This is a genomic window from Bradyrhizobium sp. LVM 105 (genome assembly GCF_003957705.1).
Taxonomy (GTDB): Bacteria; Pseudomonadota; Alphaproteobacteria; order Rhizobiales; family Xanthobacteraceae; genus Bradyrhizobium; species Bradyrhizobium frederickii.
Genome location: NZ_QZMV01000007.1, coordinates 1 through 25,114, shown reverse-complemented (window position 1 = coordinate 25,114; position 25,114 = coordinate 1). Strand labels below are relative to the sequence as shown.

Genomic DNA, 25,114 nt, shown 5'->3' with positions numbered 1-25,114 from the left:
CCGAGGATGATCGGCAGGCAGCGTCGCAGGCGATCGACAACAAGCGCGCTTGCGACTCCGCGATCGATCTTCGTGCAAACAGACAAAAATGTGATTGTCACTTCTGCGGCGGCCATCACATGGTGCAGGTCATGCAAGATTCAAATCCCGCAAGATCAATGCGTTCCGGGGCCCACTCTATGACACAAGTCGCGATCCAGCCAGCCATCCTCCGCCGCCGCCAGCCCTGGTACAAGATCCTCTACGTCCAGGTGCTGATCGCGATCGCGCTCGGGGTGCTGATCGGCTATTCCTATCCCGATCTCGGCAAGGCCTTGAAGCCGCTCGGCGACGGCTTCATCGCGCTGATCAAGATGATGATTGCGCCGGTGATCTTCTGCACCGTCGTGCACGGCATCTCCTCGATGGGTGACCTCAAGCGCGTCGGCCGGGTCGGGCTGAAGTCGCTGATCTATTTCGAGACCGTCTCGACCGTCGCGCTTGCGGTTGGCCTCTTGGTCGGCGAGATCCTCCAGCCCGGGCACGGCTTCAACATCGACCCCGCCACGATCGATCCCAAATCGGTGGCGACCTACGTCACCAAGGCCAATGAGGAAGGCATCGTCGCCCATCTGATGGCGATCATTCCCGACAGCTATCTGGGCGCGATCGCGCGCGGTGACCTCTTGCAGGTGCTCTTGATCTCGATCCTCTCGGGCTTCGCCATCGCCTTCCTCGGCAAGGCCGGCGAGCCCATTGCGGACGCGATCGACAAGGCCGCGAAGATGTTCTTCGGCATCATCCGCATCATCGTGCGCGTCGCGCCGATCGGCGCCTTCGGGGCGATGGCGTTCACGGTCGGTGCCTACGGCCTCGGCTCGCTGCTCAACCTCGCGGCGCTGATCGGCACGTTCTATCTCACCAGCATCCTGTTCGTGCTGATCGTGCTCGGCGCGATCGCGCGGCTCGCCGGCTTCTCGATCCTTCGCTTCATCGCCTATATCAAGGACGAACTTCTGATCGTGCTCGGCACCTCTTCTTCCGAGACGGTGCTGCCGCAGATGATCCAGAAGATGGAGCATCTCGGCGCCTCGCGCTCGGTGGTCGGCCTCGTCATTCCGACGGGGTACAGCTTCAATCTCGATGGGACCAACATCTACATGACGCTGGCGACGCTGTTTCTGGCGCAGGCGACCAACACCCATCTGACCATCTGGCAGGAGCTCGGCATCCTCGGCATCGCCATGATCACCTCGAAGGGCGCCTCTGGCGTCACCGGCGCGGGCTTCATCACGCTCGCCGCGACGCTCTCGATCGTGCCTGACATCCCGATCCAGTCGATTGCGATCCTGGTCGGCATCGACAAGTTCATGAGCGAATGCCGCGCGCTGACCAATCTGATCGGCAACGGCGTTGCCTGCGTCGTCATCAGCATTTCCGAAGGCGAGCTCGATCGCAAGGCGCTGCACGAGACCATGGCCCATCCGCTGGAGATCGGCGAAGCACTGGAGCCGGGTGGAAGCGCGGGCTCATAGGCCCACGCAGGAGAAACGAGGCCCGGTTCCAACGCGGTAGTTTCCCGGAGTAGAAAATCGGTGCGGCACAGGTCACAACAATGGCGTTGGGATCACCGATTGATACTCATTTTTTCCACCCGACGCGCTGGGGGCAGGGCGTCGGGTTTTTGAAAATCACTGCAAGATCCGAACGGTCAAGCGGGATCAGACGATCCCGCCATGAACGCGCAGCTTGGCGGCGACATCGATCCGCCGCCTGATCCCGATTGCAAGCAGGCCAGCGTGACTCGTGCTGACGCCTGTCGCGATCAGCCTTTCAGCGCAGTGACCACGACCTCGATCAGCGCGCCGCCGCCGAGATCGGCAACGCCGACCGTGGCGCGGGTCGGCAGATTATCGCCGAAGAACTCGGTCCAGGCCGCGTCCATCTCCTTCTTCTTGGCAAGATCGGTGACGAAGATCGAGGCGCTGACGACGCGGCTCTTGTCGGTTCCTGCTTCCTTCAGATAGCCGGCGATCTTGCCGAGGATGTTGCGGGTCTGCTCGCCCATCGAGACCGAGGTGTCGTCGGCGATGGTGCCGCCGAGGAAGACGAAGCCGCCTGCCTCGACGGCGCGGTGCATGATGGGCGTGCGGATGCTGCGGGTGATGCTCATGTTGTCCTCTTCTTAGAGCGTGGAAGGATGGAAGCGGTCGATGCCGAGATCGCTGATTCGAGTCTGGGTGCCGCCGTTGACGATCAGCTCGGCCATCACGGCGCCGGCGCCGGGGCCGAGCTGGAAGCCGTGCAGCGAGAAGCCGAACTGATGATAGAGGCCTTTGTGACGGCTGCTCGGGCCGAACACCGGAATATCGTCCTTCATCTTCGCCTCGATCCCGGCCCAGGCGCGGACGATGGAGGCGCTCCGCATCACCGGAAACAGCTCGAACACGGTGCGGGCGCTGGTCGCGAGGCTCTTCCAATCCAGCACGGTCTCGTTGCGATCCTGATAGGGCGTCGCCAGGTGGCCACCGCCGATCAGCACCGTGCCGTTGCTGAATTGCTTGAAGGAGAGCTTTCGCCCGCGCAGGATCACGACGGGATCGATGAAGTGCGGCACGCGCGAGGTGATCATCAGCATCGGCGCCACGGTCTCGACCGGAACCGGCTCCCCAAGTGCGGCGGCGATCTTGCCGGCCCAGGCGCCGGCGGCATTGACCAGCACCGGCGCGGCAAAGGTTTCAGAGCCAACATCGACATGCCAGAGACCGGCACCGTAGCGGACGTTGGAGGCGGCGATGCCCTCACGCACGGTCGCACCAAGCTGCTCGGCCTTGCGGCGGAATGCCGTCGTCGTCTGCGCCGGATTGGCGGCCCCATCACGGCGCGAGACCACGCCGCCCGGACAGGTCTCGGCCACGGCCGGCACGAGGCGCCGCAGCTCAGTCGCATCGATCAGCTCTTCATGGGTGAAACCGAGCGCGTTGAGCTCGGCGACACGCGCGCGGCAGACCGCCAGCTCCTCCTCGTTCTCCGCGACCAGCACCTGGCCGTGGCTCTCGAAGCTGCAATCGTCGTCGACGAGATCTGCAATCTTCTCCCAGATTCCCATCGAGCGGATCGAGAGCGGAATCTCGGGGATGTGGCGCGCGAGCTGACGCACGCCGCCGGCATTGACGCCCGAGGCGTGGCGGCCGGCATAGTCCTTCTCGATCAGCACCGGCTTCAGGCCGGCGAGGCACAGATGCAGCGCGGTCGAGCATCCGTGGATGCCGCCGCCGACGACGATCGCATCCACGTTCTTGGTCATCCGCGAACCACCGCCTTGACGTCCGCCTCGCTCTTGGGAACAGCGGCGAGCTCGGCGAGCGTGATCGGCTTCACCGGCGCGCGCAGCCGGTAATAGCCGATCTCCTGCGGCGTCTTTCCGCGTGCCTGCGCCATCAGCTCGGTGACGGTGAGGCCGCAGAGCCGGCCCTGGCACGGTCCCATGCCGGTGCGGCGATAGGCCTTGAGCTGGTTCGGACCGGTCGCGCCGATCGCGACGGCATCGAGAACGTCCTTTGCCGTGACTTCTTCGCAGCGGCAGACGATGGTGTCGCCCGAGGGAATCCGGAACTGCGTTGCGGGGCGGAACAGCGTGTCGAGGAAGACGCGGCCGCGCTCGGCCTTGGCGAGATCGGAACGGAGCGTTGCCATCGGTGGGAGCTTCGCCGCAGCTGCGGGCGATAGCGCTTCCACGGCCGCGCGCGCCGCGATACGGCCGCGCACCACGGCGGCGCTCGCACCGCCGATGCCGGCGCCGTCGCCGGCGATCGCAATGCCGGGAATGGTCGAATTGCCGCTCGCATCGAGCACCGGCGACCAGCAGACTTGCAGGTCGTCCCAGCGATGCTCGACACCGGCGGACATCGCCAGATTGACGTTGGGCACGACGCCTTGATGCAGCAGGAGCAGATCGGCGGGAATGATCTCGCGCTTGCCGCCCGCGACATAACTCACGCTCGCGAGTTGGCCGTCACCGGATGCCGAGAGTTCGGTGACGCCGGAGACGACCTGCACCTTCGCTTTGACCTCGCGCATCATCGACAGGCCCTTGGCGAAATAGGGCGAGGTCAGGAAGGCGAAGGCGTGGGGCAGCGCGGCGAAATAATTGCCGCGCTCGGTGGTGTCGAGAATGCGATCGATGCGGCCGCCGAGGCGCAGGATCTGTGCGGCCAGCAGCCAGAGCAGCGGGCCCTGCCCTGCGATCACCGTGCGGCCGTCGGGCACGAGCGCCGAGGATTTCAGCATGGTCTGCGCCGCGCCCGCGGTCATCACGCCCGGCAGCGTCCAGCCGGGAATCGGGAACGGCCGCTCCAGCGCGCCGGTCGCGAGGATCACGCGCTCGGCCTTGACGAAGGCGGACGCGCCGCCGATCGAGACGGCGATCTCGAGATTGCGGTCGAGGCTCCAGACGGTCGCACGATGAATCACCTCGGCGCTGCTCGCGCGCAGCGACTGCACGAGATCGGCTCCAGCCCAATAATCGGCGCCGAGCTGGTTGCGGTCGGTCACGGGCGTCGAGGCGATGGCGCGGAACACCTGGCCGCCGGGGCCGATATTCTCGTCGAGCAGCAGCGTCGACAGGCCGGCTTCGGCCGATGTCGCGGCAGCAGCAAGACCCGCAGGCCCGGCGCCGATCACCACGACGTCATAGTCTTCGCGCTTGGGAGCCACAGTCATTTCCCGATCTCCCGCTTGCCCTTCTGGATCTCGATTTGCATGCCTTCGGCCACTGGCACGAGGCAGCCCTGCCGGTTGCCGACGCCGTCGATGGTGACGAGGCAGTCGAAGCACACGCCCATCATGCAATAGGGCAGACGCGGCGCGCCGCTCACCGCAGTCGAACGACGTGCGTCGCAGCCGGAGGCCAGCAACGCGGCGGAGACCGTGTCGCCCTGGCGCGCCGCGACCGCAACGCCGTCGACGAAGATCTGCACCGGTGGACGCTTGTCCTGTTCGGATCTCTTGAACATGGGGATGCCTCTTGGCTCCTTCCTCGGTATCTCTAATAGCCGCTGTTGTTCGCCGCGCCCGCGCCGAAGCGGCTGGCCGAGAACGCGCCGACCAGCTCGGGCTCGAGCGCGCCCTGCACCACCATGCGCGCGATCTCGAAAGCGTGGTTGGAGGCGAGCGTCACGCCGGAGTGGCAGCAGGCGACGAAGGCGCCGGGATGCGTCTCCGACTGGTCGTAGATCGGAAAGCCGTCCTGCGGCATGACGCGGATGCCCGCCCAGCTCCTGACCACGTTGAGGCGCGACAGATGCGGGAACATGCGCTGGGCGCGATCGGTCATGACCGCGCTGATCGAATGCTTCAGCGTACGATCGTCGAGCTCGTCCTCCTTGCTGTCGCCGATCATCACCGTGCCCTCGTCGGTCTGGCGGATCGTCGTCAGCGGGTGCGGCAGGAACGGCATGGTGCGCTCGGTCACCACGATCTGGCCGCGGGTCGGACCCATCGGCGCATAGAGGCCGACCATCGGCGCCAGCGTCTGGTTGGCGTTGCCCGCGGCCAGCACCACCTTGGCGGCGCGGAGCTCGCCCTTCGGCGTGGTGAGGCGGAATTCGCCGCCGCTCTTGCCGATCGCGGAGACCGGCCGCTCCGGGAAATAGTCGATGCCGAATGCCTTGAAGCCGGTGTGGAACGCACGGAACGTCCGCAACGAATTGACGTGGCCGTCGAGCGGGCAATAGCTGCCGCCGGAGACCTCGGGGCCGATCAGCGGCAGCGACTTCTTCACGTCGGATGCGGAGAGCATCTCCATCTTGTAGTCGGCCGCGCCCGTCTGGTTGTGCATGCGCTTGACCAGCTCGGTGCGCTGGCCGAATTCGTCCTCGCCAAGGGTGAGGTGAAAGCCGCCATTCTGCTGGAGGCAGACGTCGAGCCCGGTCTGCTGCTTCAGCTCGGACGCCAGCCGGCTCCAGGCCTGCGACGCCTGCACGGTCCACACCGTATAGGCGGGCATGCCGAGGCCTTTGCTCTGCACCCAGACCAGCGCGAAGTTCGCGCGCGAGGCGCGCTTGGTGATGTCGCCTTCGTCGAGCACGGCGACCGTCTTGCCGAGCCGGCCGAGGCCCCAGGCAATGGCGGAGCCGAGCAGCCCGCCGCCGACGACGGCGACGTCATATTCTCCTGACATGGGTTCTCCTATCGCCCCGTATCGCCCTTGCCGGCGAGCACGCGGTCGAGCCCGTAGAAGCGGTCGAGCAGAACGAGGGCGGTCATGGTGATCGCGATCACGCAGGCCGAGACCGACGTCACCAGCGGATCGATGTTGTCCTGGATATAAAGGAACATGCGCACCGGCAATGTCTCGGTGCCGGGCGCGGCGAGGAAGACGGTCATGGTGAGATCGTCGAAGGACTGGATGAAGGCGAGCGCCCAGCCACTGATGACGCCGGGCAGGATCAGCGGCAGGGTCACGCGGCGGAACAGGGTCCAGCCGCCGGCACCGAGCGAGACGGCGGCCATCTCGACCGTGCGATCCATGCCGGTCGCTGCTGCCAGCGTCAGCCGCAGCGCGAACGGAAACACGATGATGACATGGGCGATGATCAGCGCGGCAAAGCTGCCGCCGAGGCCGGCCGAGGTGAAGAAGCGCAGGAAGGCGATGCCGAGCACGACATGCGGGATCATCAGCGGCGACAGGAACAGCGCGGCGAGCGCATCACGTCCAGCGAAACGATAGCGCGCGATCGCGAGCGCCGCCGGCACCGCGAACAGCAGCGCGACGAACGACGAGAGCGCCCCCAACCCAAGGCTGACCCAGAAGGCGTGAATGAATTCGGGATAGTTCGCGATGGTCCTGAACCAGCGAAGCGAGAAGCCATTGGTCGGCAGCGACAGGAAACCCTCGGGCGTGAAGGCGACCAGGCACACCACCAGGATCGGCGCCACCATCACGATGACGAAGATGGCGTGGAAGATCAGCGCGAGGGGGCCGTTCCGCCTCATCGGAACACCTCGGCATAGCGCCGCTCGATCAGCGCGTTGCTGCCGACGACGATCAGGACCAGCGCGACCAGCAGGAGCGTCGCGACCGCGGCCCCGAGCGGCCAGTTCAGGGTGTTGAGGAATTCGTCATAGGCCAGCGTCGCGGCGACCTTGAGCCTGCGGCCGCCGATGATCGCGGGCGTCGCAAAGGCGCTGGCCGAGAGCGAGAACACGATAATGGCCCCCGACAGCACGCCCGGCATGATCTGCGGCATGATGATGCGGCGGATGATGGTGACGGGACCGGCGCCCAGCGACATCGCCGCGTTCTCGATCTGCGGATCGAGCCGCTGCAGCGCCGCCCACACCGACAGCACCATGAACGGCATCATGACATGCGCGAGCGCGATCACCATGCCGGTTTCGGTGAACATGAAGGGAATGGGGGAGCGCATCACCCCGAGCGACATCAAGAGCTTGTTGACGAGGCCGTTGTTGCCGCCGAACAGCAGCGCCCAGCCGAGCGTGCGCGCCACCACGGAGATCAAAAGCGGCCCGAGAATGACCAGCAGGAAAAAGCTTTTCCACCGGCCGCTCATGCGGTTGAGGATGTAGGCTTCAGGTGCCCCGAGCAGCGCCGTGAGCACCGTGGTCAGGATCGCGATGCGGAACGTCCGCCAGAACATCTCGGCGTAATAGGGATCGGTCGCGATCTCGTGCCAGTTCTTGAGGATGAAGACCGGCTCGATGCCCTTGTACTGACCCCAATCGTGGAACGACAGCATCACGGTCATCACCAGCGGGATCAAGAGCACGCCGACGAACAGCATCAGGGCTGGTGCGGTCAGCGCCCACGGCGCGCGTACGCTGCGCTCCTCGGCGGCCATGCTCATGCGACAGTCCTCGCGCGCACGCTCATGTCCTCGGGCCGCCAAATGAGGCGAACGGTCTCGCCTTCGCCCGGTTGCGCCTTGCCGTCATTCTGGCGGATCACGATCGCCGGACCGCACTCGCTGTCGCACTGGAACAGCCAGTGATTGCCCTGGAAAATTCGCGTGATGATCTTTGCAGAGAGGCCGGCATCGCCGAAGCCGATCCTTTCAGGACGAATGCTGACCGTCACGGGGCCGCTCAAGCCCACCGACGCCGGCGCGCTCCAGGAGCCCGCCACCAGCTGCGCGGGCGTCGCGGTCCGGTCGATCGTCCCGGCAAAGTCGTTGGTCTTGCCGAGAAACTGCGAGACGAAGGCGGAGGCCGGCTTCTCATACGTCTCCTGCGGCGTGCCGATCTGCTCGATCTTGCCCTGGCTCATCACCACGATGCGATCGGACAGCGACATCGCCTCGTTCTGGTCATGCGTGACCAGAATCGTCGTGGTGCCGACGGTACGCTGGATCTGGCGCAGCTCGATCTGCATTTCCTCGCGCAGCTTGGCGTCGAGGTTCGACAGCGGCTCGTCGAGCAGGAGCACGCTCGGCTTGATCACCAGCGCACGCGCCAGCGCCACGCGCTGCTGCTGGCCGCCGGACATGCGGCGGGGATGGCGGTCCTCGTAGCCGGCGAGGCCGACCATCGCGAGCGCGGAGCGAACGCGCTCGACCCGCTCGTTGCGCGGCACATTGCGCATCTCGAGGCCAAAGGCGACGTTCTCCGCCGCCGTCATGTGCGGAAACAGCGCGTAGCTCTGGAACACGATGCCGAGGCCACGCTTGGCCGGATGGATCGCGGTCAGATCCTTGCCCTCCAGCCGGATCGCGCCGCGTGTGGGATCGAGGAAGCCCGCGATCATCTGCAACGTCGTGGTCTTGCCGCAGCCGGAGGGGCCGAGGAAGGAGATGAACTCCCCCTTCCCCACCGACAGGCTGAAGTCGTCGACCACAGTCTGCGCGCCAAACTGCTTTGCGACCCGGTCAAGCTCGAGATAGGCCATGCGCTGTCTCCGCGAACGATCAGATCAGCGCTCGACCTCGCGATTCCAGCGCTTGGTCCACTCCTCGCGCTTCTCGTTGATGACGGTCCAGTCCGGATTATAGAGCTTCGCCGCACGCTCGCCGATCGGCGCCATCTTGCCGAGCTCGGGCGGGATCACCAGCGACTTCAGCACCGGGCCGTAGCCGTAATCCTTCAGCATCACGAGCTGGATTTTCGGGTCGAGCAGCATCTTGACGAAGCTCGCCGCGAGCGGCGAAGCATTGGGCTTGTTGATCGGACACGCCGTGGTCAGCAGCGTCGCTGCGCCTTCCTTGGGATAGACGAAGTCGACGGGGAAGCCGGTATTGGCGAAGCTCTGCACGCGGCCGGTGCCCCACACCGCGATCACGGCCTGGCCGGACTGGAACAGCTCGGTCATCTTGCCCGGCGACGGCTCATAGGCGAGCACGTTCGGATTGATCTGTTCCTTGAAGATCTTGAAGCCCGAATCGACGTTGGTCTCGCCGCCGCCGTTCATCTTCGACAACATCACCAGCGCTTCGAGACCGTAAGTGTTGTTGATCGGCGGGATCACGAGCTGCTTGGCGTATTTGGTGTCCTTCAGATCGTTCCAGGAGGTCGGCGGCGCCCAGCCTTTCTCCTTGAACACCTTGGTGTTGTACATCAGGCCGGTCGCGACGATGCCGATGGCGACGGCACGATCGTCCTTGAAGCGCGCGGTGTCGTAGAGGTCGGCGGGCAGGCCGTCGAGCTTGCCGCAGAAGCCGAGCTGGATCGCCTGGTACATCGGGCCGTCGTCGACGATGGCGACGTCGATCTGCTGGTTGCCCTTCTGCGCCTGGAGCTTGGCCAGCGTATCGGTGGAATTGCCGGCGACGTATTCCACCTTGACGCCGTTCTCCTTTTCGAACGCCGGGATCACCTCGTCGCGAATCGTTTTCTCGAACGAGCCGCCGTAGCCGGCGACATAGAGCGTCTTTTGCTGGGCCGAGGCGGCCGACGGGGCGGCAATGAGTGCTGCGATGCTGACCGCGGTCAGAAGGCGAAAAGTCTTCATGTGGACCGATCTCCATACCGGAATGAGGTGACGTGCCGACAAATCTCCGGCTGGGGCGCCTTCCGCATTTTCTTCCGCGCAAATCCCTCTCAGATCAGGGCTCCGGCCCCTGCTCGGCGGGTTTTGGCGCGATTTGGAGGTTTGAACGCCTCCAATCTGCCGAAAAAGCGAGCTGGCTCCAGCTCTGATGAAAAAGATCGCAGACCTATACTTCCATCGTCCAATGAATAATGGCACCCTCTGCATGCCGAAATGTTATGATTGGACGATGGGATGGCGCGGATTAATTCGCGGCAGGTAGAGGCCTTCCGCGCGATGATGCTGACCGGCAGCGTCACGGAGGCTGCGAAGCTGATGGTGGTGACGCAGCCTGCGGTCAGCCGGTTGCTGCGCGACTTCCAGGCGCTGTTGAAGATGGAGCTGTTCGAGCGGCGCGGCACCGGCCTGGTGCCGACCGCGGCGGCGATGGCGCTTTATACCGAGGTCGAGCGCTCGTTCGTCGGCCTCGAGCGCATCACGGCGGCAGCCGAGGAAATCCGCGGCCGCCGCACCGGCTCGCTGCGCATCGCCGCGCTCCCGGCGCTTGCGAACGGCTTTTTGCCGCGCCTGGCCGGGCACTTTCTGCAGGAGCGGCCGAACCTCAATCTCGCTTTCTTCGGCGTGATCTCTCCGATCGTGGTCGATTGGGTTCTGAACAATCAATGCGACATCGGCTTTGCCGAGGTGCCGATCGCCCATTCCGGCCTGCCGAGCCTGCGGCTGCCGGCGCCGGCGCGCGTCGCGGTGCTGCCGACCGGTCATCGCCTCGCGGAGAAGGAAGTCCTGGAGCCGCGCGATTTCGAAGGCGAGACGTTCATCTCGCTGTCGGCGGGATCATCGAGCCGGCATCTCGTCGACCAGGTCTTCAATCGTCACGAGGTCCGCCGCGTGCTCAGGGTCGAGACCACGTTGTCGGAGATCATGTGCGGCATGGTGTCGTCAGGGCTTGGCGTCGCGATCTGCGACCCTTTCACCGCGCGGGAATTCGCCACCCGCGGCGTGGTCGCGCGTCGCTTCCTGCCACGCATCGACTTCGAATTCTCCGCCGTCTTTCCGGCACAGCGCAGTCCGTCGCCGGTGGCGCTCGATCTGGTCGAAACCATGCGCAAGGCGTTGGTCGAATTCGAGGACGCTGCCGAAACGCATTGAGTTGAATCACGCTCGCCCCGGGCTCGCTGCAACCTCTCCCGCTTGCGGGGAGGTCGGCGCGGAGCGCCGGGTGGGGGCTCTCTCCTCATTGGGAGTGCCCCTGTGCTGAGAGAACCCTCTCCCCTACCCTCTCCCGCAAACGGGAGAGGGAGCGCACCTTCTTTAGCCGTTGAACGCGGCCTGCGCTTCCGGCAGGTCCCAGATCTTGCCGATCGCGGCGGTGCCGGCCGCGGTGATCGCAGCTTCGTCGGCTCCGAGATAGCGGCCGGCATCGATCAGCACACGACCGTCGACCATGACCTGATCGATATTGGCGCGGTTGGCGAGCGCGATCAGCGCGCGGCGGGGATCGAACAGCGGCTGAAGATGCGGATGGGTGAGATCGACAACGGTGAGATCGGCGGTGGCGCCCGGCTCGATGCGCCCGAGATCCGGGCGCTTGATGACATCGGCGGCGACAGCCGTGTTCGCTTCGATCAGCTCCGGCGAGTTCGCGACGTCGGGACGCGCCGAGGTGATCTTTGAGATCAGTGAGGCGGCATTGAGTTCGCCGAGCAGGTCCATGTTGTAGCCATCGGTGCCGACCACGGTGCGCACACCGTGGCCGGCGAAGCGGCTGAAGGCAGCGGTGATGCCGGCGCGCGCGAAGACGCGCGGGCAGTTCAGCACGGTCATGCCACGCGCGGCCATCAGCTTGAGGTCGTCGTCGCTGCTGAACATGCAATGTGCCGCCATGAGGTCGGGCGCGAGCAGGCCGAGCCAGTCCAGATATTGCGCCGGCGTGCGGCCGCCATAGCGCTTGCCGATGGTCTCGACCTCGGCGCGGCTCTGCGCCATGTGCGTCGTGATGGGCACCCCGAGCTCGCGCGCCCGGGTGGCGCATGCTTTCAGCAGATCAGGACCGCAGGTGTCTGTGGCGTGCGGGCTCATCGCAAGGCTGATGCGGCCGTCGCCGCGATTGTGCCAGCGCTGGTAGAGTGCATCCCAGATCGCCATGTCCTTGGCGCCGTCATCGCCGGAATAGTGCACGATACCGTCCGGGCCCGCTTTGGCGTCGGATGTGGAGAACAGATAGGGCGCGCCGTAGAAGCGGATGCCCATCTCCTCCGCCGCGTCGAACATTTCCGGAATCGAATTGCGGAACGGCTCCATCACCGTGGTGGCGCCGCCCTTCAGGAGTTGGAGAATGCCGAGCCGTGCCACCGCGAGCCGCTCTTCCGCCGACAAGATGTCGGCCCCGCGTTTCGTCAGCGGCAGCAGCACCGTATAGACGATGCTCTGGTTATTGCGGCGGCCATTGCCGTCTTCGGTGTGGCTGCGCGCGACCGCCTCGGAGAAGCAGTGATTGTGCAGGTTCAAGAGGCCCGGCAGCACGAACCGGCCCGGACGATCATGGACCTGGTCCGCGCTGGGCCTGTCGCGTGTGATTGCCGCGATCCTTTTGTCCTCGACCAGGACCCAATGGTCGCGCAGCACATCCTGCGCGCCGTCCTTCCGTGACAGCACATAGCTGCCGAAAATTGCTGTGGTGCTCATGCGGGGCGCACGTTCCAGAAGACGGCGGTGCCGTCGAGAATGCCGGTGATGGCCTTGCGATAGGCGGTCGGCTGTTTGTACAGGCCGATCGGAATATAGGGGATTTCCTCGAACGCGACCGCCTGGATCTCGCGGCAGATGCGTTGCTGCTCCGCGAGCTCGGAGGCCGCAAGCCACTGGCTGCGCAACGGCCCCATCTTCTCGCTCGCGTACCAGCCGGCGACCTTGCCTTCGCCGCGGATGTTGGTGTTGCCGGCCGGGTTGAGCCAGTCGATGCCCTGCCAATTGCCGACCGCCGCGCTCCAGCCGCCCTGTCCGATCGGGTCCTTCTTGAGCTGGCGCTGCAATACGACGGCGAAATCGAGTCCGGCATATTCGACGTTCATGCCGGCCTTACGCAAGCTATCAACCGCGATCTCGCCAAGCGGCTTCTGCGCCAGCGAGTTGGTTGGGACCAGCACCACGATCTTCTCGCCGTTGTAACCGGCGGCTTTCAGATCGGCCTTCACCTTGGCGTAGTCACGCGGGCCACGGAACACATCGAGGCCAACGTCGGTCGCCATCGGCGTGCCGGGCGCGAAGAAGCCGATCGGCGAGACCTGAAAGGCCGGATCGGTGCCGGCGACCGCGGTCATGAACGCGGACTGGTCGATCGCACCCAGCAGGGCACGCCGGATGGCGGGATTGTCAAACGGCGGCTGCAGGTGATTGAGGCGCAGCATGCAGGCGTAGCCGCGGCGATCGAGGATACGCGTCTCGATGTCGCCGGCAGCCTTGATCACCGGCAACAGATCATGCGGCGTGGTCTCCTGCCAATCTTGCTCGCCGGTCTGGAGCGCGGCGACGCCGGTGCCGGCATCAGGCGTGGTGGTCCAGACCACGCGGTCGTAGTGCACGATCTTCGGACCCGCCGTCCAATCCGGTCTGCCGTCCGTGCGCGGCTGGTAGCGCTCGAATTTGGCATAGGCGTTGCGGGCGCCCTGCACGCGCTCGTCGGCGAGATAGCGGAACGGGCCGCTGCCGATCACTTCGGTCAGCGGCTTGAACGGATCCTGGCTTGCCAGCCGCTCCGGCATCATGAAGCAGGCATTGATCGCGGCCTTGCCGAGCGCCTGCGGCAGCAGCGGGAACGGGCGCTTGAGGCGAAAACGGATGGTGCGATCGTCGGCAGCCAGCAGTTCGGCCGTCGCCTCCAACAACTCGCCGCCAAAGCCGTCGCGGGCCGCCCAGCGGCGGATGCTGGCGACGCAGTCGCGCGCGAGCACGCGCTCGCCGTCGTGCCAGAACAGGCCGTCGCGCAATGTGAGATCCCATTGCAGCCCGTCAGCGGAGACGACATGGCCCGACAGCATCTGCGGCGACACCTGGAGCGACGAGCTCATGCCATAGAGAGTGTCGTAAACCATGAAGCCGTGGTTTCGCGACACCTGCGCGGTGGAGTAGATGGGATCGACGAAGGCGAGATCGATGACGGGAATGAAGCGCAAGGTGCTCTGCGCTTCGGCGCGTACGACACCCGGCAACGACAGCGCCGGCATGGTTGCGGCCGCCTTGAGGAGCGAGCGGCGGGAGATGGGCATTGCGAGGAGCTCCTAAAGGGACAGATGCATTCGTTCAGTGGTTCAACAGCACCGCACCCAACGCGGCCGCGACGGCCTGCTGCGCCGGTTCGATCACGGGCACGCCGATCGCTTCCGCAATCGCCGCACGGTGCGAGGCCATGCCGGCGCAGCCCATCACAACGACGTCGGCGCGGCATTGCGTGACCAGGGCATGGCCGGCTTCGATCAGGCGACCACGGATATCCGCACCGGCCGTCTCCGCCGCGCTCGCGCCGACCGACCAGCTCCCGGCATAGCGGCTGTCAACGCCCATGACCCGCACCATGCGCTGCTGGCGGCGGATGCTCGACGGCGACAGCGCGATGACGCCAAAACGTTCGCCCAGCATCAGCGCGCGAAAGATGCCGCATTCGGCGATACCCAGCACCGGGCGCCCGCCGGCCGCCTCGCGCACCGCATGCAGGCCGGGATCGCTGAAGCAGGCGAGCACGAAGGCATTGGCATCGTCGCGCGTGACGCGGGTCACCAGCGGCATGACGACGCTGTCGGCATCTCGCTGCGAGCTGATGCCCGGCGGCCCCTCGGCAAGGCCAACCACCTCGATCTCAGGCCCGCCGGTTATACGCAACGGCGCGACCGCGTCGTCGATCGCCGCCGTCACCGACGCGGAGGAGTTCGGGTTGATGACGAGGATGCGGGTCAACGGTTGCCGGCCTCGTGGCGCAGGAAGTTTTCCGCGATCTTCTCGCCGGTCGTGATCCAGACATCCGGGCACGACCTAGCGTAGGTCAGGAACTCGCGCAGCAGACGCAGCCGCATCGGGCGGCCACTGCATTGCGGATGCAGCACCGTCGTGACCATCGCGCCCCAGTCGCGGACCTCGTCGAGCTCGTCCCTCCACATCGAGAGCACATGCTCTTTCGGGAAGATCGAACGCGGGCTGAAACGGGCGGACAGGCCGTGCATCCAGTCGTCATAGCTCGCCGTCACCGGCAGCTCGATCGTGCCGGGCTTGCCGTCGGCGAGACGATGGCGATAGGGCCTGACGTCGTCGCGGAACGAGGACGTGTAGACGATGCCGTGGCGCACCAGTGCCACGCGCAGCTCCTCGGTGAACTCGCCGTAGGGCGCGCGATAGCCGGTCGGCCTGACGCCGAGCCGGCGCTTCAGCGCCTCGAAGCCGCGCTCCAGCTCCTCCTCGATCCAGGGATCGCCGGGATCCGGCAGCAGATGGTGATAGCCGTGATGGCCGATCTCATGGCCGGCCTTCAAGATCGATTCCGCCATCGCCGGATGCGCATCGACCGACCAGCCCGTGACGAAGAACGTCGCCTTGAGATCGAGCTGGTCGAGCAGCTCCAAAAGCTTCGGCGTGCCGACCCGCGCCTCATAGCCGCCATAGCTCATGGTGATCAGCCGCTGCGCATGCAACGCGTCCTTGCTGGTCCAGGCACTCTCGGCGTCCACGTCGAACGACAGGAACATCGCGGATGTGTACGGCTTCGGCCAGGGATAGTCGGGCGCGGGATCCGCGGTGTTGGCCGGAACGAGCGGGATGCTCCGGAGTGCCTTACTGTCCAGCATTGATGGTCGCCTTCTCGATTGCGTTGTCGCTCAATTTCCACTTCGCCAGCAGCGCCTTGTAGGTGCCGTCCGCAATCAGCGCGTCGACCGCCTCCAGCATTGCTTGCTGCAATGCCTTCTCCTTCACCGGTAGGGCAATGCCGGTGAATTGCTGCGCGATGGGCTCGCCCACGGTCGCATAGGTATTGGGCTCGAGGTCCATGATGTAGGGCAGCGTCTCGTTGCCCTGGGCGGCGGCATCGATGCGGCCTTGCCTCAGCTGAGTGCGCGCATCGGCCGAGCCGTCGGTGCCGACGACCTGGATCGGATTGCTGCCGCAGTTCTTCTCGCTCCACGCCGCGATCTGCGCCGGGAACATGGTACGGCGGCTGGAGCCGACCTTCTTGCCGCACAGCGACATCGCATCCTTGAATTCCGCCTTGCGCGAGTGTTGCACGAAGAACTGCGGGCCGCTGCGCAAATAATCGACGAAGGTCGCGACCTCGTGCCGGCTCGCATAGTCGGTGAAGCCGGACAGGATGGCATCCACCCGCCCCGTCGAGATCGAAGGCATGAACTCGGCAAAGCTGGTCTCGGTCCATTCGATCTTGACGCCGAGCTTGCGGCCGATGGCTTCGCCGAGATCGACGTCGAAACCGGAGAGCGCGTTGGTGGCGGGATCGCGGAATTCCATCGGCGGGTAGTTCGGCACGATCGCCACTTTGAGGCTGCCGCGCTTGGCGATCTCAGGCGGCAATTCGGCCGCCATCGCCGACGCGCTCATGACGCCCAGGAACACCGCCGCAAGCAAGAATCTCTTCATCATCATACCCCCAATGTCAGATCACTGCCGAAAGAAATGCCTTGGTGCGCTCCTCGCGTGGCGCGCCCAACACGTCGGAGGCGCGACCCTGCTCGACGATCGCGCCCTGATCCATGTAGACGACGCGGTCGGCGACCTCCCGGGCGAAGCCGAGCTCGTGCGTCACCACCATCATGGTCATGCCGCTCTTCGCCAATTCCCTCATGACCGCGAGCACCTCGCCGACGAGCTCGGGATCGAGCGCGCTGGTGGGCTCGTCAAACAGCATCAGCATCGGCTTCATGGCGAGGGCCCGCGCGATCGCGACGCGCTGCTGCTGGCCGCCGGAGAGTTGCGCTGGATAGGAATCCGCCTTGGCCGCCAGCCCGACGCGACGAAGCAGTTCGATCGCCTCGGCGCGCACCTCGTCCAACTTGCGTCCCTGCACCTGGGTTGGACCTTCCGTGATGTTCTCCAGCGCGGTCTTGTGCGGAAACAGGTTGAAGCGCTGGAACACCATGCCGGTCTTGAGCCGCTGCCGCCCGATCTCGCGCTCGCTCAGGCGATGGAGTTTTCCGCCCTGCTCGCGCACCCCGAGCAGCTCGCCGTCGAGCCAGATGCCGCCGGCATCGATCGTGGCAAGCTGGTTGATGCAGCGGAGCAGCGTCGTCTTGCCGGACCCGGAGGCGCCGATCAGGCACATCACCTCGCCGGGCCAGACGTCGAGCGAGACGTTCTTGAGAGCCTGAAACTCTCCAAAGTTCTTGGCTACGGAGCGGATCGCGACGAGCGGTTTTGTCATCGCGCCAGCCGCAATGTGCCGCGTGCAAAGCGGCGTTCGAGCAACATCTGGAGCGGGGTCAGGATCGAGACCACGAGCAGGTACCAGAGCCCGGCGACGATCAGGAGCTCGATCACGCGGGAGTTGGCGTAATAGATGTTCTCGGCATTGTGCAGCAGCTCCGGATACTGGATCACGCTCGCGAGCGAGGTCGCCTTCACCATTCCGATGAACTCGTTGCCGAGCGGCGGAATCACCACGCGCATCGCCTGCGGCAGCACGATCCGGCGCAGCGCGCGCAGCCGCCCCATGCCGATCGCCTGCGCCGCCTCATATTGCCCGATGTCAACCGACAGCATGCCGGCGCGCATCACTTCGGAGGTGTAGGCACCCTGGTTAATGCCGAGCCCAAGCAAGGCGGCAAGGAACGGCGTCATGACGTCGACGGCGCGTGCGGACCACAGGCCGGGGATGCCGATGGTCGGGAACACCAGCGCGAGATTGAACCACAACAGCAGCTGCAGGATCAGCGGCGTGCCGCGGAACAGCCAAGTGTAGCCGGCCGCCACCGTCTTCAGCACCGGATTGGGCGACAGCCGCATGATCGCGACGACGATGCCGAGAAAGATGCCGAGCATCATCGCCAGCACCGCCATCACCATGGTGTTGACGATGCCTTCGAGGATGACCTTTGCGGTCAGGAAGCGGTTCACATAGGACCATTCGATCTGGCCATTCGCAAAGGCGCGCGCGATCGCCGCCAGCACGAGCACGATCAGGGCCGCGCTGATCCAGCGAAACCAATGCGGCTCGCGCGCGATCCGCAGGCCCGACAGATCGGGAAATCCTTCCGCGAGTGCCGGCGCCGGCTTCATTGCGGCGCCGCGTTCAGCATGGGCTGGGCGACTGCATTGGTCCCCAAGCCCCATTTGTCGAGAATGGCCTTGTACGAGCCGTCAGCGATCATCGCCGCGAGCTTCTCCGTCACGACCTCGCGCAAGGCCGCATCGTCCTTGCGGAACATGATGCCCTGATAGCCCCTGGCAAAGGGCTCGCCGACGACGCGGTATTTGCCGGGCTCCTGCGTCTGGGCGTAAGGCAGCGTCTCGCTGCCCTGCACGGCGGCGTCGATGCGGCCCTGCTTGAGCTGGTTGCGGACGTCGATCGAGTTCTCGCCCGGAACATACTGGATCGCCGGCTTGCCGGCCGGCTCGCAATTCTGCTTGCTCCACTTCTCGATCTCGACCGGAAAGCTGGTGCTGCGGGTGGTACCGACCTTCTTGCCGCAGAGATCGGTCGCATCCTTGGCCCCGCTCTCCGCCATCACGAAGAACTGCGGGCCGGTTGCGAGGTAGTCGACGAAATCGGCGGTCTCGCGCCGCGAGGCGCGATCGGAGATGCCGGAGATGATGAAGTCGGCGCGCTTGGTCTGGAGCGAGGGGATCAGCTCGGCGAACGGCGTCTCGCTCCAGGCGATCTTCAGCCCGCCGAGCCGCTTGGCAAGTTCTTTAGCGAGATCGATGTCGAGCCCGACCAGCTCGTTGGTCGCGGGATCGCGATATTCCATCGGCGCGTAGGTGGAATTGACCGTGAGCTTCAGCATGCCGGCCTGCTTGATCTCCGCCGGAAGCTCGGCCGCCTGCGCCGACGTCACGGCAGCCAACGCTGCGAAGGCAAGCAAATGCGAGAGGCGTGTCATGTCAGCTCCTTTGCCAACGGTGCGATCGGCCGTTTGAAATCAATCTGCGTCGAGAACGGCCGGCTCGATGACGCCGGCGCGCTCGATGATCACCCTGTACTGCTCGGGCCGCCGATGGGCGGCGAAATTGAACATCTTGTCCTTGCCCTGGCGGCAGAGGTCGAGATCGATGTCGGCCACGATCACTTCGTCGGCCAGCGTCTGCGCCTGCGCGACGATGCGGCCGTTGGGATCGACGATGCAGGAGCCGCCGATCAGCCCGGAGCCGTCCTCCTCGCCCGCCTTCGCCACCGAGATCGCCCAGGTCGCGTTCATGTAGGCGTTGGCCTGCGTCACCAGCGTCGAGTGGAAGGTGCGCAAGGCTCCGTCTTCGGTCGTGCCGCCGTTGGGGTCGTAGGCCGCCGAATTGTAGCCGATGCAGACGAGCTCGACGCCTTGCAGGCCGAGCACGCGCCAGGATTCCGGCCAGCGCCGATCGTTGCAGATCATCATGCCCATGATGGCATGGGCCCAGGACGAGCCGGCGCGGAAGGCGGGAAAGCCGAGATCGCCATATTCGAAATAGCGCTTCTCGAGCTGCTGGTAGCGCGCGCCCGGACGCGGCTCGACCGACCCGGGAAGATGCACCTTGCGGTAGCGGCCGAGAATCTCGCCGTCGCGATCGACCAGGATAGAGCAGTTGTAGCGCCGACCGTCCGGCGTCAGCTCGGCATAGCCGACATAGAAGCCCACGCGCAGCGCACGCGCCCGCTCGAACAGCCTTGCCACCGCCGGGTTCGGCATGCTGCGCTCGAAATACCGGTCGAGCGCCTCGCCTTCGAGCAGCCAGCGCGGGAAGAAGGTGGTGAACGCGAGTTCTGGAAACACCACAAGGCTCGCACCCCGACCAGCCGCCTCCTCCAGCATGTCGAGCATCCGCGACAGCGTATGCTCGCGCGTATCGGCTTTTTGCGTCGGCCCCATCTGAGCGGCGGCGGCGCGAAGGACACGAACCAAGTTTGCCTCCAATCTGTGCGCAGTGCTGCCTCAATGGGCGAATGAACCCTTTGATGCGACGCGCAAATCCGCTGCCATTACGGGCGAGCGGGGCTGCAAAATCAATTCGCTTTGCTATGATGTTTTGGCCCTGAGTATAATCGGCAGTGATATGAACCTGCGTCAGCTCGAGATTCTGCGTGCGGTCATCCGCCACCGCACCACGGTTGCGGCGGCGGACGAGCTGGCGCTGTCGCAGCCCGCGGTGAGCAACGCGCTGAAGACGATGGAGGCGCAAGCCGGCTTCGCGCTGTTCGAGCGCGTCAACAACCGGCTGTTTCCGACCGCCGAAGCAATGGCGCTCTACAAGGAGAGCGAAGCGATCTTCGCCTTGCACGCAAAGCTCGAGAACCGCGTGCGCGATCTGCGCGAGAACCGCTCCGGGCATCTCGCCATCGTGGCGACCCCGCCGCTCGCCTACAGCATCATCCCTTCCGCGCTGTCAGGCTTCCTGCGCCGTCGCCCTGAGACGCGCGTGTTCTTCGACGTGCGTCGCTACGAGGGTATCATCGAAGGCGTGCTCAGCCGCGTCGCCGAGCTCGGCTTCGCCCTCGGGCTGACGCATCATCCCGGCATCGCGCATGAGGTGGTGCATACCGGCGAGATGGTGTGCGTGGTGCCGCCGCAGCATCCGCTCGCCGACAGGCCGATGATATCCGCGTCCGATCTTTCCGGCCTGCCCTTCATCGGGCTCGAGCGCGGCACGCGGCTTGGCGAAGCCGTGCGCGACAGCTTTGCCCGTGCCGGTGCGCCGTTCCGGCCGACTGTCGAGGTGCGCTACTGCAACACGGCCTGCGTGCTCGCGGCCGCCGGCGTCGGCGCTGCGGTGGTCGATCCGTTCTCGCCGCGGCAGAACGGCGGCAGCGGCCTCGTCGTCCGTCCGTTCACGCCGACGACGCAGGCGGTCGCCTATATGCTGTGGTCGGAAGCCGAGCCGCTGTCGCGTCTGGCCAAGGCCTTTCTCAACGAGGTCCGCAAGGAGAGCGCGCTGCTCGAGCGCACAGCGCCGCACCAGCAACATGGGGCAGAAAGCGACTGAGCTTGGGATCACACGCGCAACCTTCTACCCGAGGCGCACATGGCACGCATCACGATCATCGAGACTGGGCTCGTTCCTCCAGAGCATCGCGAACGCCACGGTTCATTTCCCGAGATGTTCGAGCGCATGGTCCGCGCCGAGGATCCGGCCGCCACGGTCGAGGTCATCAGCATCCCGAATGGCGATGCGCTTCCCGATCCGGGCAAGCTCGAGGCCGTCCTGATCACCGGCGCGGCCGCCGGCGTCTATGACGGGCTCGACTGGATCGCGCCGCTGGAAGATTTCGTGCGCACGGCGTACGTCAACAAGACGCCGATGGTCGGCGTCTGCTTCGGCCACCAGCTAATCGCTCAGGCGCTCGGCGGCACCGTGCGCAAGTCGGAGAAAGGCTGGGGCATCGGCCGTCAGGTCTATCAGGTGCTGCCGGAGAACGGCGTCATTGAAGGCGAAGCGGTCGCGATCGCCGCCTCGCATCAGGACCAGGTGATCGAGCCCCCGAGCGATGCGCTGACGATCCTGTCGTCGGAGTTCACCCCGCACGCCGGCCTGCTCTATGCCAACGGCACGACGCTGACCGTGCAGCCGCACCCCGAGTTCGACGTCGCGTTCGCACAAGTGTGCTGCGATCTTCGCGACGGCAAGGCGCCGGACGATGTCGTCGCGACGGCAAGGGCATCGCTGGCGGAGCCGATGGACAACGCGAAGCTCGGTGGCGCGATTGCGAGGTTTCTGGCGCGCAAACCCATCGCCTCATCCTGAGGAGCCCGCCAAAGGCGGGCGTCTCGAAGGATAGCGGCCCCGCTGCAGCAGCGAGGCCTGCATGGTTCGAGACGCCGCTTCGCGGCTCCTCACCATGAGGGTTGAGACCTCAGAACGGGCTCTCTCCCAAGCCCGCCACATCCGCCGGCCGCGACCCCGGCGCCGGCCAGTGAAACCGGCGATCCTTCTCGGCGATCATGATGTCGTTGATCGACGCCTCGCGCCGCTTCATCAGGCCGTGCTCGTCGAACTCCCACTGCTCGTTGCCGTAGGAACGATACCACTGGCCTTTGCCATCGTGCCACTCGTACTGGAAGCGCACCGCGATGCGGTTGCCGTCGAAGGCCCAGAGGTCCTTGATCAGGCGATAATCCTGCTCCTTCTCCCATTTGCGGGTGAGGAAGGCGACGATCGCTTCGCGGCCCTGAAACACCTCGGAGCGATTGCGCCAGCGGCTGTCCTCGGTGTAGGCGAGCGAGACCCGCACCGGATCGCGTGAATTCCAGGCGTCCTCGGCCATGCGCGCTTTCTGCGCGGCGGTCTCACGGGTGAAGGGCGGAAGCGGCGGGCGCGACATGGTAGCCTCATCGGTTGATCGGGGCCGCAATCTATCGCCGCATTTGGCGGAGTCGATAGGCCGTCACAAATCAGGCGATCACTTATCGGGCGATCACGAAATCAAATCGGCCTTCATCAGCGTGCGGATCGATTTCGGGATCGGCTGGGCGCGGCCGCCGCTGATGAAGGCGACGCGGACCTCGGCCTTCACCAGCACGTCTTCACCGCGCCGCACCTCCTGCGCCAGCATGATCGAGGCGCCCTTCACCGCGACGGGCCAGGTCACGACGTCGAGCACGTCGTCCATCCGCGCGGGTTTCAGGAAATCCAGATGCATCGAGCGCACCACGAAGGCGAAGCCTGCGCCTTCCGTCTCCACCTGCTCGAACAGCGCCTGCTGTTCGGCGCCCATCAGTCGCAGATGATTGGTGCGTCCACGCTCCATGTAGCGCAGGTAATTGGCGTGATAGACGATGCCGGAAAACTCTGGTTTGACGATATCGCAACAGAAGTCGAGCACCTTGATTTCATTGGGTCGCTGGAAGACCATAGCATGAACGTGGGGAAGATTTATCCAGGCCCTTCCATGGCAAGCCTCAGCGACTTCGGTATCCGCTGCGCCTTTCCGCCTGAGATAAACGCCACGCGTACATGCGCCTTGACTAGGAGATCGTCTCCCCGCCTGCATTCCTGCAGCAAGGCGATCGACGCGCCCCTCACCTCTTGCGGGACGGTCACGACGTCGAGCAGGTCGTCCAAGACCGCCGGTCTTAGAAAATCGATTGTCATTGAACGGACAACGAAGGCAAAGCCGGGCGCGTCGTTCTGCGCTTCCTCGAGCAGCGCTTGCTGGTTGGTTCCGAGTAGGCGCAAGTAATTCGTTCTGCCGCGTTCCATGAAGCGCAAAAAATTCGCGTGATAAACAATCTGGCCGGCGTCAGTATCTTCGAAATAAACGCGGACCTGCATATGATGGCGGCCATCGCGGATTTCGCCATCAAGAGAGACTGTCACAGAACGGTTCCCATTAATGCCTTCTGGGGCCAGTTGTCTTGCACAGAGGCGCCCTCCTCAGCAAGGAGCTATGCGGGAAACTGGGTGATGACGGACTGAGATAGGCGGCGTATCGAGGCGGGTGTCAAGCCTGCCAGAACCTCTCAAGGAGAGCGATACGCCATGAACGAGACTAGCAATATTGTTGCCCTTCGTCAGCCCGACGATATCGACGATCCACTGACCAATATTCTGCGAGCTGGTGCTCGGCAGCTTCTGGCGCAGGCCTTGGAGGTCGAAGTCGTGACGTTTCTCGCCACGGTGAAGGATTTGAAGCTGGCCGACGGGCGCGCCCGTGTCGTGCGACATGGTTACGGCCCGGCGCGGACGATCCAGACCGGCATCGGCCCCGACGATTGCGACCGGCATCGGACCGGTCGAGGTCGCGCGGGCGAAGATTCGGGACCGCGGGGCGGCCGGTGGCGGCGAGCGGATCCGCTTCAGCTCGGCGATCCTGCCACTGTGGGCGCGGCGCACCAGGAGCCTGGATGCGCTGTTGCCGGTGCTGTACCTGCGCGGCATCTCGACCGGTGATTTCCAGGAGGCGCTGACGGCCCTGCTGGACAAGGACGCGCCGAACCTGTCGCGGCGGTCATCTCCCGGCTGACGGCCGAGTGGCAGGGCGAGTATGAGCGCTGGCAAAAGCGCGATCTGTCGGCGCGACGCTACGTGTATGTGTGGGCCGATGGCGTCTTCCTGCAGGCGCGCATGGAAGACCACGGCGAATGCATGCTGGTGCTGATCGGCGCGACGCCGGAAGGCAAGAAGGAGCTGATCGGCTTTCCGGTCGGCGTCCGCGAGAGCGCGCAGAGCTGGCGTGAGCCTGATCGACGTGAAGCAGCGCGGGTTGCAAATCGCCCCGGAAATTGCCGTTGGCGACGGCGCGCTCGGCTTCTGGAAGGCGCTTGACGAGGTCTTTCCCGGCACGCGGCACCAGCGCTGCTGGGTGCACAAGACCGTCAACGTCCTGGACAAGGTCCCGCTCTCGGTGCAGGCCAACATGAAGAAGGACCTGCGCGAGGTCTATTGGGCGCCGAGCCGGGCGGCCGCCGAAGCGGCGATCGACGTCTTCGCCGAGAAATATCGCGCCAAGTACGGCCGGGCGGTCGAATGCCTCGCCAAGGACCGCGACGCGCTGCTGGCCTTCTACGACTTCCCTGCCGAGCATTGGGATCACTTGCGCACGACGGATGAGATGGACAAGCAATTTCTTCATGGCCGAGACGACGATTGCGGAGATTGCTGTAAGTCCATTCTTTTGTTCGGCTGCGCTGCGGGCCATTCTTCCGTCCCGGCCACCGATCTCGCAGCCGCCGCGCGCAGGGGCGGTCAAGGCTGGCCGCATTTGCGGCCACCGGAAGGCTTGGCCTTGACCGGCCCGAGCACGGCGGCACGCTGGCGTGGAATGGGACTGCATTCCTGCTAGAACTTGCCGTCAGGCGCGACTATGGTTGTTGGGCGCGGGTGACCTCGTGGCGAAGCGTGATGCGTCGGCTGCAAGCGTCACCGGACTGCCTATCCCGGCCGCCTGCAGACTGGCGAGCGTGCCGGCATCGATCTTGTCGGTCTTGACGTGAGCCTGGGCGATCGCCTTCA

25 protein-coding genes and 1 pseudogene are annotated in these 25,114 nt (G+C 65.2%); 5 read left to right on the top strand and 21 right to left on the bottom strand.

All coding sequences use genetic code 11. The annotated features are described in order from the left end of the window. The first annotated feature begins 179 nt into the window (after positions 1-179). Positions 180-1,514, top strand: a complete 1,335-nt coding sequence (locus tag D6B98_RS20495; protein ID WP_126258750.1) for a dicarboxylate/amino acid:cation symporter — start codon at positions 180-182, stop codon at positions 1,512-1,514. 290 nt (positions 1,515-1,804) lie between these two features. Here D6B98_RS20495 and D6B98_RS20490 read toward each other — a convergent pair whose 3' ends face one another. From D6B98_RS20490 to D6B98_RS20450, 9 genes are read right to left on the bottom strand one after another with little or no spacing between them, the layout of a single operon-like run. Next, a complete protein-coding gene (locus D6B98_RS20490) occupies positions 1,805-2,152 on the bottom strand; it encodes a RidA family protein (RefSeq protein ID WP_126258749.1) in 348 nt (115 codons plus the stop codon). Between the two features lie 12 nt (positions 2,153-2,164). Beyond that, complete coding sequence (locus D6B98_RS20485) at positions 2,165-3,286, bottom strand: NAD(P)/FAD-dependent oxidoreductase (RefSeq protein ID WP_126258748.1); 1,122 nt, start codon at positions 3,284-3,286, stop codon at positions 2,165-2,167. Continuing rightward, a complete protein-coding gene (locus D6B98_RS20480) occupies positions 3,283-4,701 on the bottom strand; it encodes a (2Fe-2S)-binding protein (protein WP_126258747.1) in 1,419 nt (472 codons plus the stop codon). The genes D6B98_RS20485 and D6B98_RS20480 overlap by 4 nt, the downstream gene beginning before the upstream one ends. Beyond that, positions 4,698-4,994, bottom strand: coding sequence for a (2Fe-2S)-binding protein (locus D6B98_RS20475; RefSeq protein WP_126258746.1), 297 nt, complete (start codon positions 4,992-4,994; stop codon positions 4,698-4,700). The genes D6B98_RS20480 and D6B98_RS20475 overlap by 4 nt, the downstream gene beginning before the upstream one ends. Positions 4,995-5,026: 32 nt before the next feature. Beyond that, positions 5,027-6,160, bottom strand: a complete 1,134-nt coding sequence (locus tag D6B98_RS20470; RefSeq protein WP_126258745.1) for an NAD(P)/FAD-dependent oxidoreductase — start codon at positions 6,158-6,160, stop codon at positions 5,027-5,029. A gap of 8 nt (positions 6,161-6,168) precedes the next feature. After that, positions 6,169-6,975, bottom strand: a complete 807-nt coding sequence (locus D6B98_RS20465) for an ABC transporter permease (RefSeq protein ID WP_126258744.1) — start codon at positions 6,973-6,975, stop codon at positions 6,169-6,171. Next, a complete protein-coding gene (locus D6B98_RS20460; RefSeq protein WP_126258743.1) occupies positions 6,972-7,847 on the bottom strand; it encodes an ABC transporter permease in 876 nt (291 codons plus the stop codon). The genes D6B98_RS20465 and D6B98_RS20460 overlap by 4 nt, the downstream gene beginning before the upstream one ends. After that, positions 7,844-8,884 carry an ABC transporter ATP-binding protein gene (locus tag D6B98_RS20455; RefSeq protein WP_126258742.1) on the bottom strand — a complete coding sequence of 347 codons (1,041 nt, stop codon included), beginning with the start codon at positions 8,882-8,884 and terminating at the stop codon, positions 7,844-7,846. Before D6B98_RS20455 ends, D6B98_RS20460 begins: the two co-directional genes overlap by 4 nt. 24 nt (positions 8,885-8,908) lie before the next feature. Next, the gene (locus D6B98_RS20450; RefSeq protein ID WP_164718744.1) at positions 8,909-9,943 is read right to left on the bottom strand and encodes an ABC transporter substrate-binding protein; all 1,035 of its coding nucleotides are present in this window, start codon (positions 9,941-9,943) and stop codon (positions 8,909-8,911) included. Between the two features lie 273 nt (positions 9,944-10,216). On the opposite strand from D6B98_RS20450, the gene D6B98_RS20445 reads away from it, so the two are divergent. Then, positions 10,217-11,131 carry a LysR substrate-binding domain-containing protein gene (locus D6B98_RS20445; RefSeq protein ID WP_126258740.1) on the top strand — a complete coding sequence of 305 codons (915 nt, stop codon included), beginning with the start codon at positions 10,217-10,219 and terminating at the stop codon, positions 11,129-11,131. Positions 11,132-11,293: 162 nt separating this feature from the next. On the opposite strand, the gene D6B98_RS20440 is transcribed toward D6B98_RS20445, so the two are convergent. Genes D6B98_RS20440 through D6B98_RS20400 form a run of 9 tightly spaced genes read right to left on the bottom strand, consistent with a single transcriptional unit; the run spans position 11,294 to position 20,070 of the window. Continuing rightward, on the bottom strand, positions 11,294-12,667 hold the full coding sequence (locus D6B98_RS20440) for an amidohydrolase family protein (protein WP_126258739.1): 1,374 nt from the start codon (positions 12,665-12,667) through the stop codon (positions 11,294-11,296). Further along, complete coding sequence (locus D6B98_RS20435) at positions 12,664-14,247, bottom strand: ABC transporter substrate-binding protein (protein WP_126258738.1); 1,584 nt, start codon at positions 14,245-14,247, stop codon at positions 12,664-12,666. Before D6B98_RS20435 ends, D6B98_RS20440 begins: the two co-directional genes overlap by 4 nt. Before the next feature lie 34 nt (positions 14,248-14,281). Beyond that, positions 14,282-14,932, bottom strand: a complete 651-nt coding sequence (locus tag D6B98_RS20430; protein ID WP_126258737.1) for an aspartate/glutamate racemase family protein — start codon at positions 14,930-14,932, stop codon at positions 14,282-14,284. After that, positions 14,929-15,813, bottom strand: coding sequence for a polysaccharide deacetylase family protein (locus D6B98_RS20425; RefSeq protein WP_126258736.1), 885 nt, complete (start codon positions 15,811-15,813; stop codon positions 14,929-14,931). The genes D6B98_RS20430 and D6B98_RS20425 overlap by 4 nt, the downstream gene beginning before the upstream one ends. After that, entirely contained in the window at positions 15,800-16,615 is an 816-nt protein-coding gene (locus D6B98_RS20420; RefSeq protein ID WP_502699906.1) for an ABC transporter substrate-binding protein, read from the bottom strand. Before D6B98_RS20420 ends, D6B98_RS20425 begins: the two co-directional genes overlap by 14 nt. 16 nt (positions 16,616-16,631) lie before the next feature. Next, positions 16,632-17,396, bottom strand: a complete 765-nt coding sequence (locus tag D6B98_RS20415) for an amino acid ABC transporter ATP-binding protein (protein ID WP_126258734.1) — start codon at positions 17,394-17,396, stop codon at positions 16,632-16,634. Continuing rightward, positions 17,393-18,250, bottom strand: coding sequence for an amino acid ABC transporter permease (locus D6B98_RS20410; RefSeq protein ID WP_164718743.1), 858 nt, complete (start codon positions 18,248-18,250; stop codon positions 17,393-17,395). Before D6B98_RS20410 ends, D6B98_RS20415 begins: the two co-directional genes overlap by 4 nt. Next, entirely contained in the window at positions 18,247-19,074 is an 828-nt protein-coding gene (locus D6B98_RS20405) for an ABC transporter substrate-binding protein (RefSeq protein ID WP_126258732.1), read from the bottom strand. The genes D6B98_RS20410 and D6B98_RS20405 overlap by 4 nt, the downstream gene beginning before the upstream one ends. A 39-nt stretch (positions 19,075-19,113) precedes the next feature. Beyond that, entirely contained in the window at positions 19,114-20,070 is a 957-nt protein-coding gene (locus D6B98_RS20400; RefSeq protein WP_126258731.1) for an N-carbamoyl-D-amino-acid hydrolase, read from the bottom strand. A gap of 151 nt (positions 20,071-20,221) precedes the next feature. On the opposite strand from D6B98_RS20400, the gene D6B98_RS20395 reads away from it, so the two are divergent. Both D6B98_RS20395 and D6B98_RS20390 read left to right on the top strand, forming a co-directional pair. Then, on the top strand, positions 20,222-21,148 hold the full coding sequence (locus tag D6B98_RS20395; RefSeq protein ID WP_126258730.1) for a LysR family transcriptional regulator: 927 nt from the start codon (positions 20,222-20,224) through the stop codon (positions 21,146-21,148). A 39-nt stretch (positions 21,149-21,187) separates the two neighbouring features. Then, complete coding sequence (locus tag D6B98_RS20390; RefSeq protein WP_126258729.1) at positions 21,188-21,907, top strand: glutamine amidotransferase-related protein; 720 nt, start codon at positions 21,188-21,190, stop codon at positions 21,905-21,907. 109 nt (positions 21,908-22,016) lie between these two features. Here D6B98_RS20390 and D6B98_RS20385 read toward each other — a convergent pair whose 3' ends face one another. The 3 genes from D6B98_RS20385 to ybgC all read right to left on the bottom strand — a co-directional run bounded on the left by D6B98_RS20385 (position 22,017) and on the right by ybgC (position 23,479). After that, positions 22,017-22,484 (bottom strand): nuclear transport factor 2 family protein, encoded by a 468-nt coding sequence (locus tag D6B98_RS20385; protein ID WP_126258728.1) that lies wholly within the window; start codon positions 22,482-22,484, stop codon positions 22,017-22,019. Positions 22,485-22,577: 93 nt separating this feature from the next. After that, entirely contained in the window at positions 22,578-23,015 is a 438-nt protein-coding gene (locus tag D6B98_RS20380) for a YbgC/FadM family acyl-CoA thioesterase (protein ID WP_245481428.1), read from the bottom strand. Positions 23,016-23,035: 20 nt separating this feature from the next. Beyond that, positions 23,036-23,479: a tol-pal system-associated acyl-CoA thioesterase gene (ybgC, locus tag D6B98_RS20375; protein WP_126258727.1), complete on the bottom strand. Its 444-nt coding sequence runs from the start codon at positions 23,477-23,479 to the stop codon at positions 23,036-23,038. A gap of 162 nt (positions 23,480-23,641) precedes the next feature. Between ybgC and D6B98_RS20370 the strand changes: the two are divergent. After that, a pseudogene (locus D6B98_RS20370) lies at positions 23,642-24,728 on the top strand (IS256 family transposase); the annotation flags it as partial. Positions 24,729-25,114: the final 386 nt, after the last annotated feature.

Bases quoted from the DNA above. Each gene is read 5' to 3' on its own strand.
- D6B98_RS20495 (WP_126258750.1), top strand. From the start codon at position 180: ATGACACAAGTCGCGATCCAGCCAGCCATCCTCCGCCGCCGCCAGCCC.
- D6B98_RS20490 (WP_126258749.1), bottom strand. From the start codon at position 2,152: ATGAGCATCACCCGCAGCATCCGCACGCCCATCATGCACCGCGCCGTC.
- D6B98_RS20485 (WP_126258748.1), bottom strand. From the start codon at position 3,286: ATGACCAAGAACGTGGATGCGATCGTCGTCGGCGGCGGCATCCACGGA.
- D6B98_RS20480 (WP_126258747.1), bottom strand. From the start codon at position 4,701: ATGACTGTGGCTCCCAAGCGCGAAGACTATGACGTCGTGGTGATCGGC.
- D6B98_RS20475 (WP_126258746.1), bottom strand. From the start codon at position 4,994: ATGTTCAAGAGATCCGAACAGGACAAGCGTCCACCGGTGCAGATCTTC.
- D6B98_RS20470 (WP_126258745.1), bottom strand. From the start codon at position 6,160: ATGTCAGGAGAATATGACGTCGCCGTCGTCGGCGGCGGGCTGCTCGGC.
- D6B98_RS20465 (WP_126258744.1), bottom strand. From the start codon at position 6,975: ATGAGGCGGAACGGCCCCCTCGCGCTGATCTTCCACGCCATCTTCGTC.
- D6B98_RS20460 (WP_126258743.1), bottom strand. From the start codon at position 7,847: ATGAGCATGGCCGCCGAGGAGCGCAGCGTACGCGCGCCGTGGGCGCTG.
- D6B98_RS20455 (WP_126258742.1), bottom strand. From the start codon at position 8,884: ATGGCCTATCTCGAGCTTGACCGGGTCGCAAAGCAGTTTGGCGCGCAG.
- D6B98_RS20450 (WP_164718744.1), bottom strand. From the start codon at position 9,943: ATGAAGACTTTTCGCCTTCTGACCGCGGTCAGCATCGCAGCACTCATT.
- D6B98_RS20445 (WP_126258740.1), top strand. From the start codon at position 10,217: ATGGCGCGGATTAATTCGCGGCAGGTAGAGGCCTTCCGCGCGATGATG.
- D6B98_RS20440 (WP_126258739.1), bottom strand. From the start codon at position 12,667: ATGAGCACCACAGCAATTTTCGGCAGCTATGTGCTGTCACGGAAGGAC.
- D6B98_RS20435 (WP_126258738.1), bottom strand. From the start codon at position 14,247: ATGCCCATCTCCCGCCGCTCGCTCCTCAAGGCGGCCGCAACCATGCCG.
- D6B98_RS20425 (WP_126258736.1), bottom strand. From the start codon at position 15,813: ATGCTGGACAGTAAGGCACTCCGGAGCATCCCGCTCGTTCCGGCCAAC.
- D6B98_RS20420 (WP_502699906.1), bottom strand. From the start codon at position 16,615: ATGAAGAGATTCTTGCTTGCGGCGGTGTTCCTGGGCGTCATGAGCGCG.
- D6B98_RS20415 (WP_126258734.1), bottom strand. From the start codon at position 17,396: ATGACAAAACCGCTCGTCGCGATCCGCTCCGTAGCCAAGAACTTTGGA.
- D6B98_RS20410 (WP_164718743.1), bottom strand. From the start codon at position 18,250: ATGAAGCCGGCGCCGGCACTCGCGGAAGGATTTCCCGATCTGTCGGGC.
- D6B98_RS20405 (WP_126258732.1), bottom strand. From the start codon at position 19,074: ATGACACGCCTCTCGCATTTGCTTGCCTTCGCAGCGTTGGCTGCCGTG.
- D6B98_RS20395 (WP_126258730.1), top strand. From the start codon at position 20,222: ATGAACCTGCGTCAGCTCGAGATTCTGCGTGCGGTCATCCGCCACCGC.
- D6B98_RS20390 (WP_126258729.1), top strand. From the start codon at position 21,188: ATGGCACGCATCACGATCATCGAGACTGGGCTCGTTCCTCCAGAGCAT.
- D6B98_RS20385 (WP_126258728.1), bottom strand. From the start codon at position 22,484: ATGTCGCGCCCGCCGCTTCCGCCCTTCACCCGTGAGACCGCCGCGCAG.
- D6B98_RS20380 (WP_245481428.1), bottom strand. From the start codon at position 23,015: ATGGTCTTCCAGCGACCCAATGAAATCAAGGTGCTCGACTTCTGTTGC.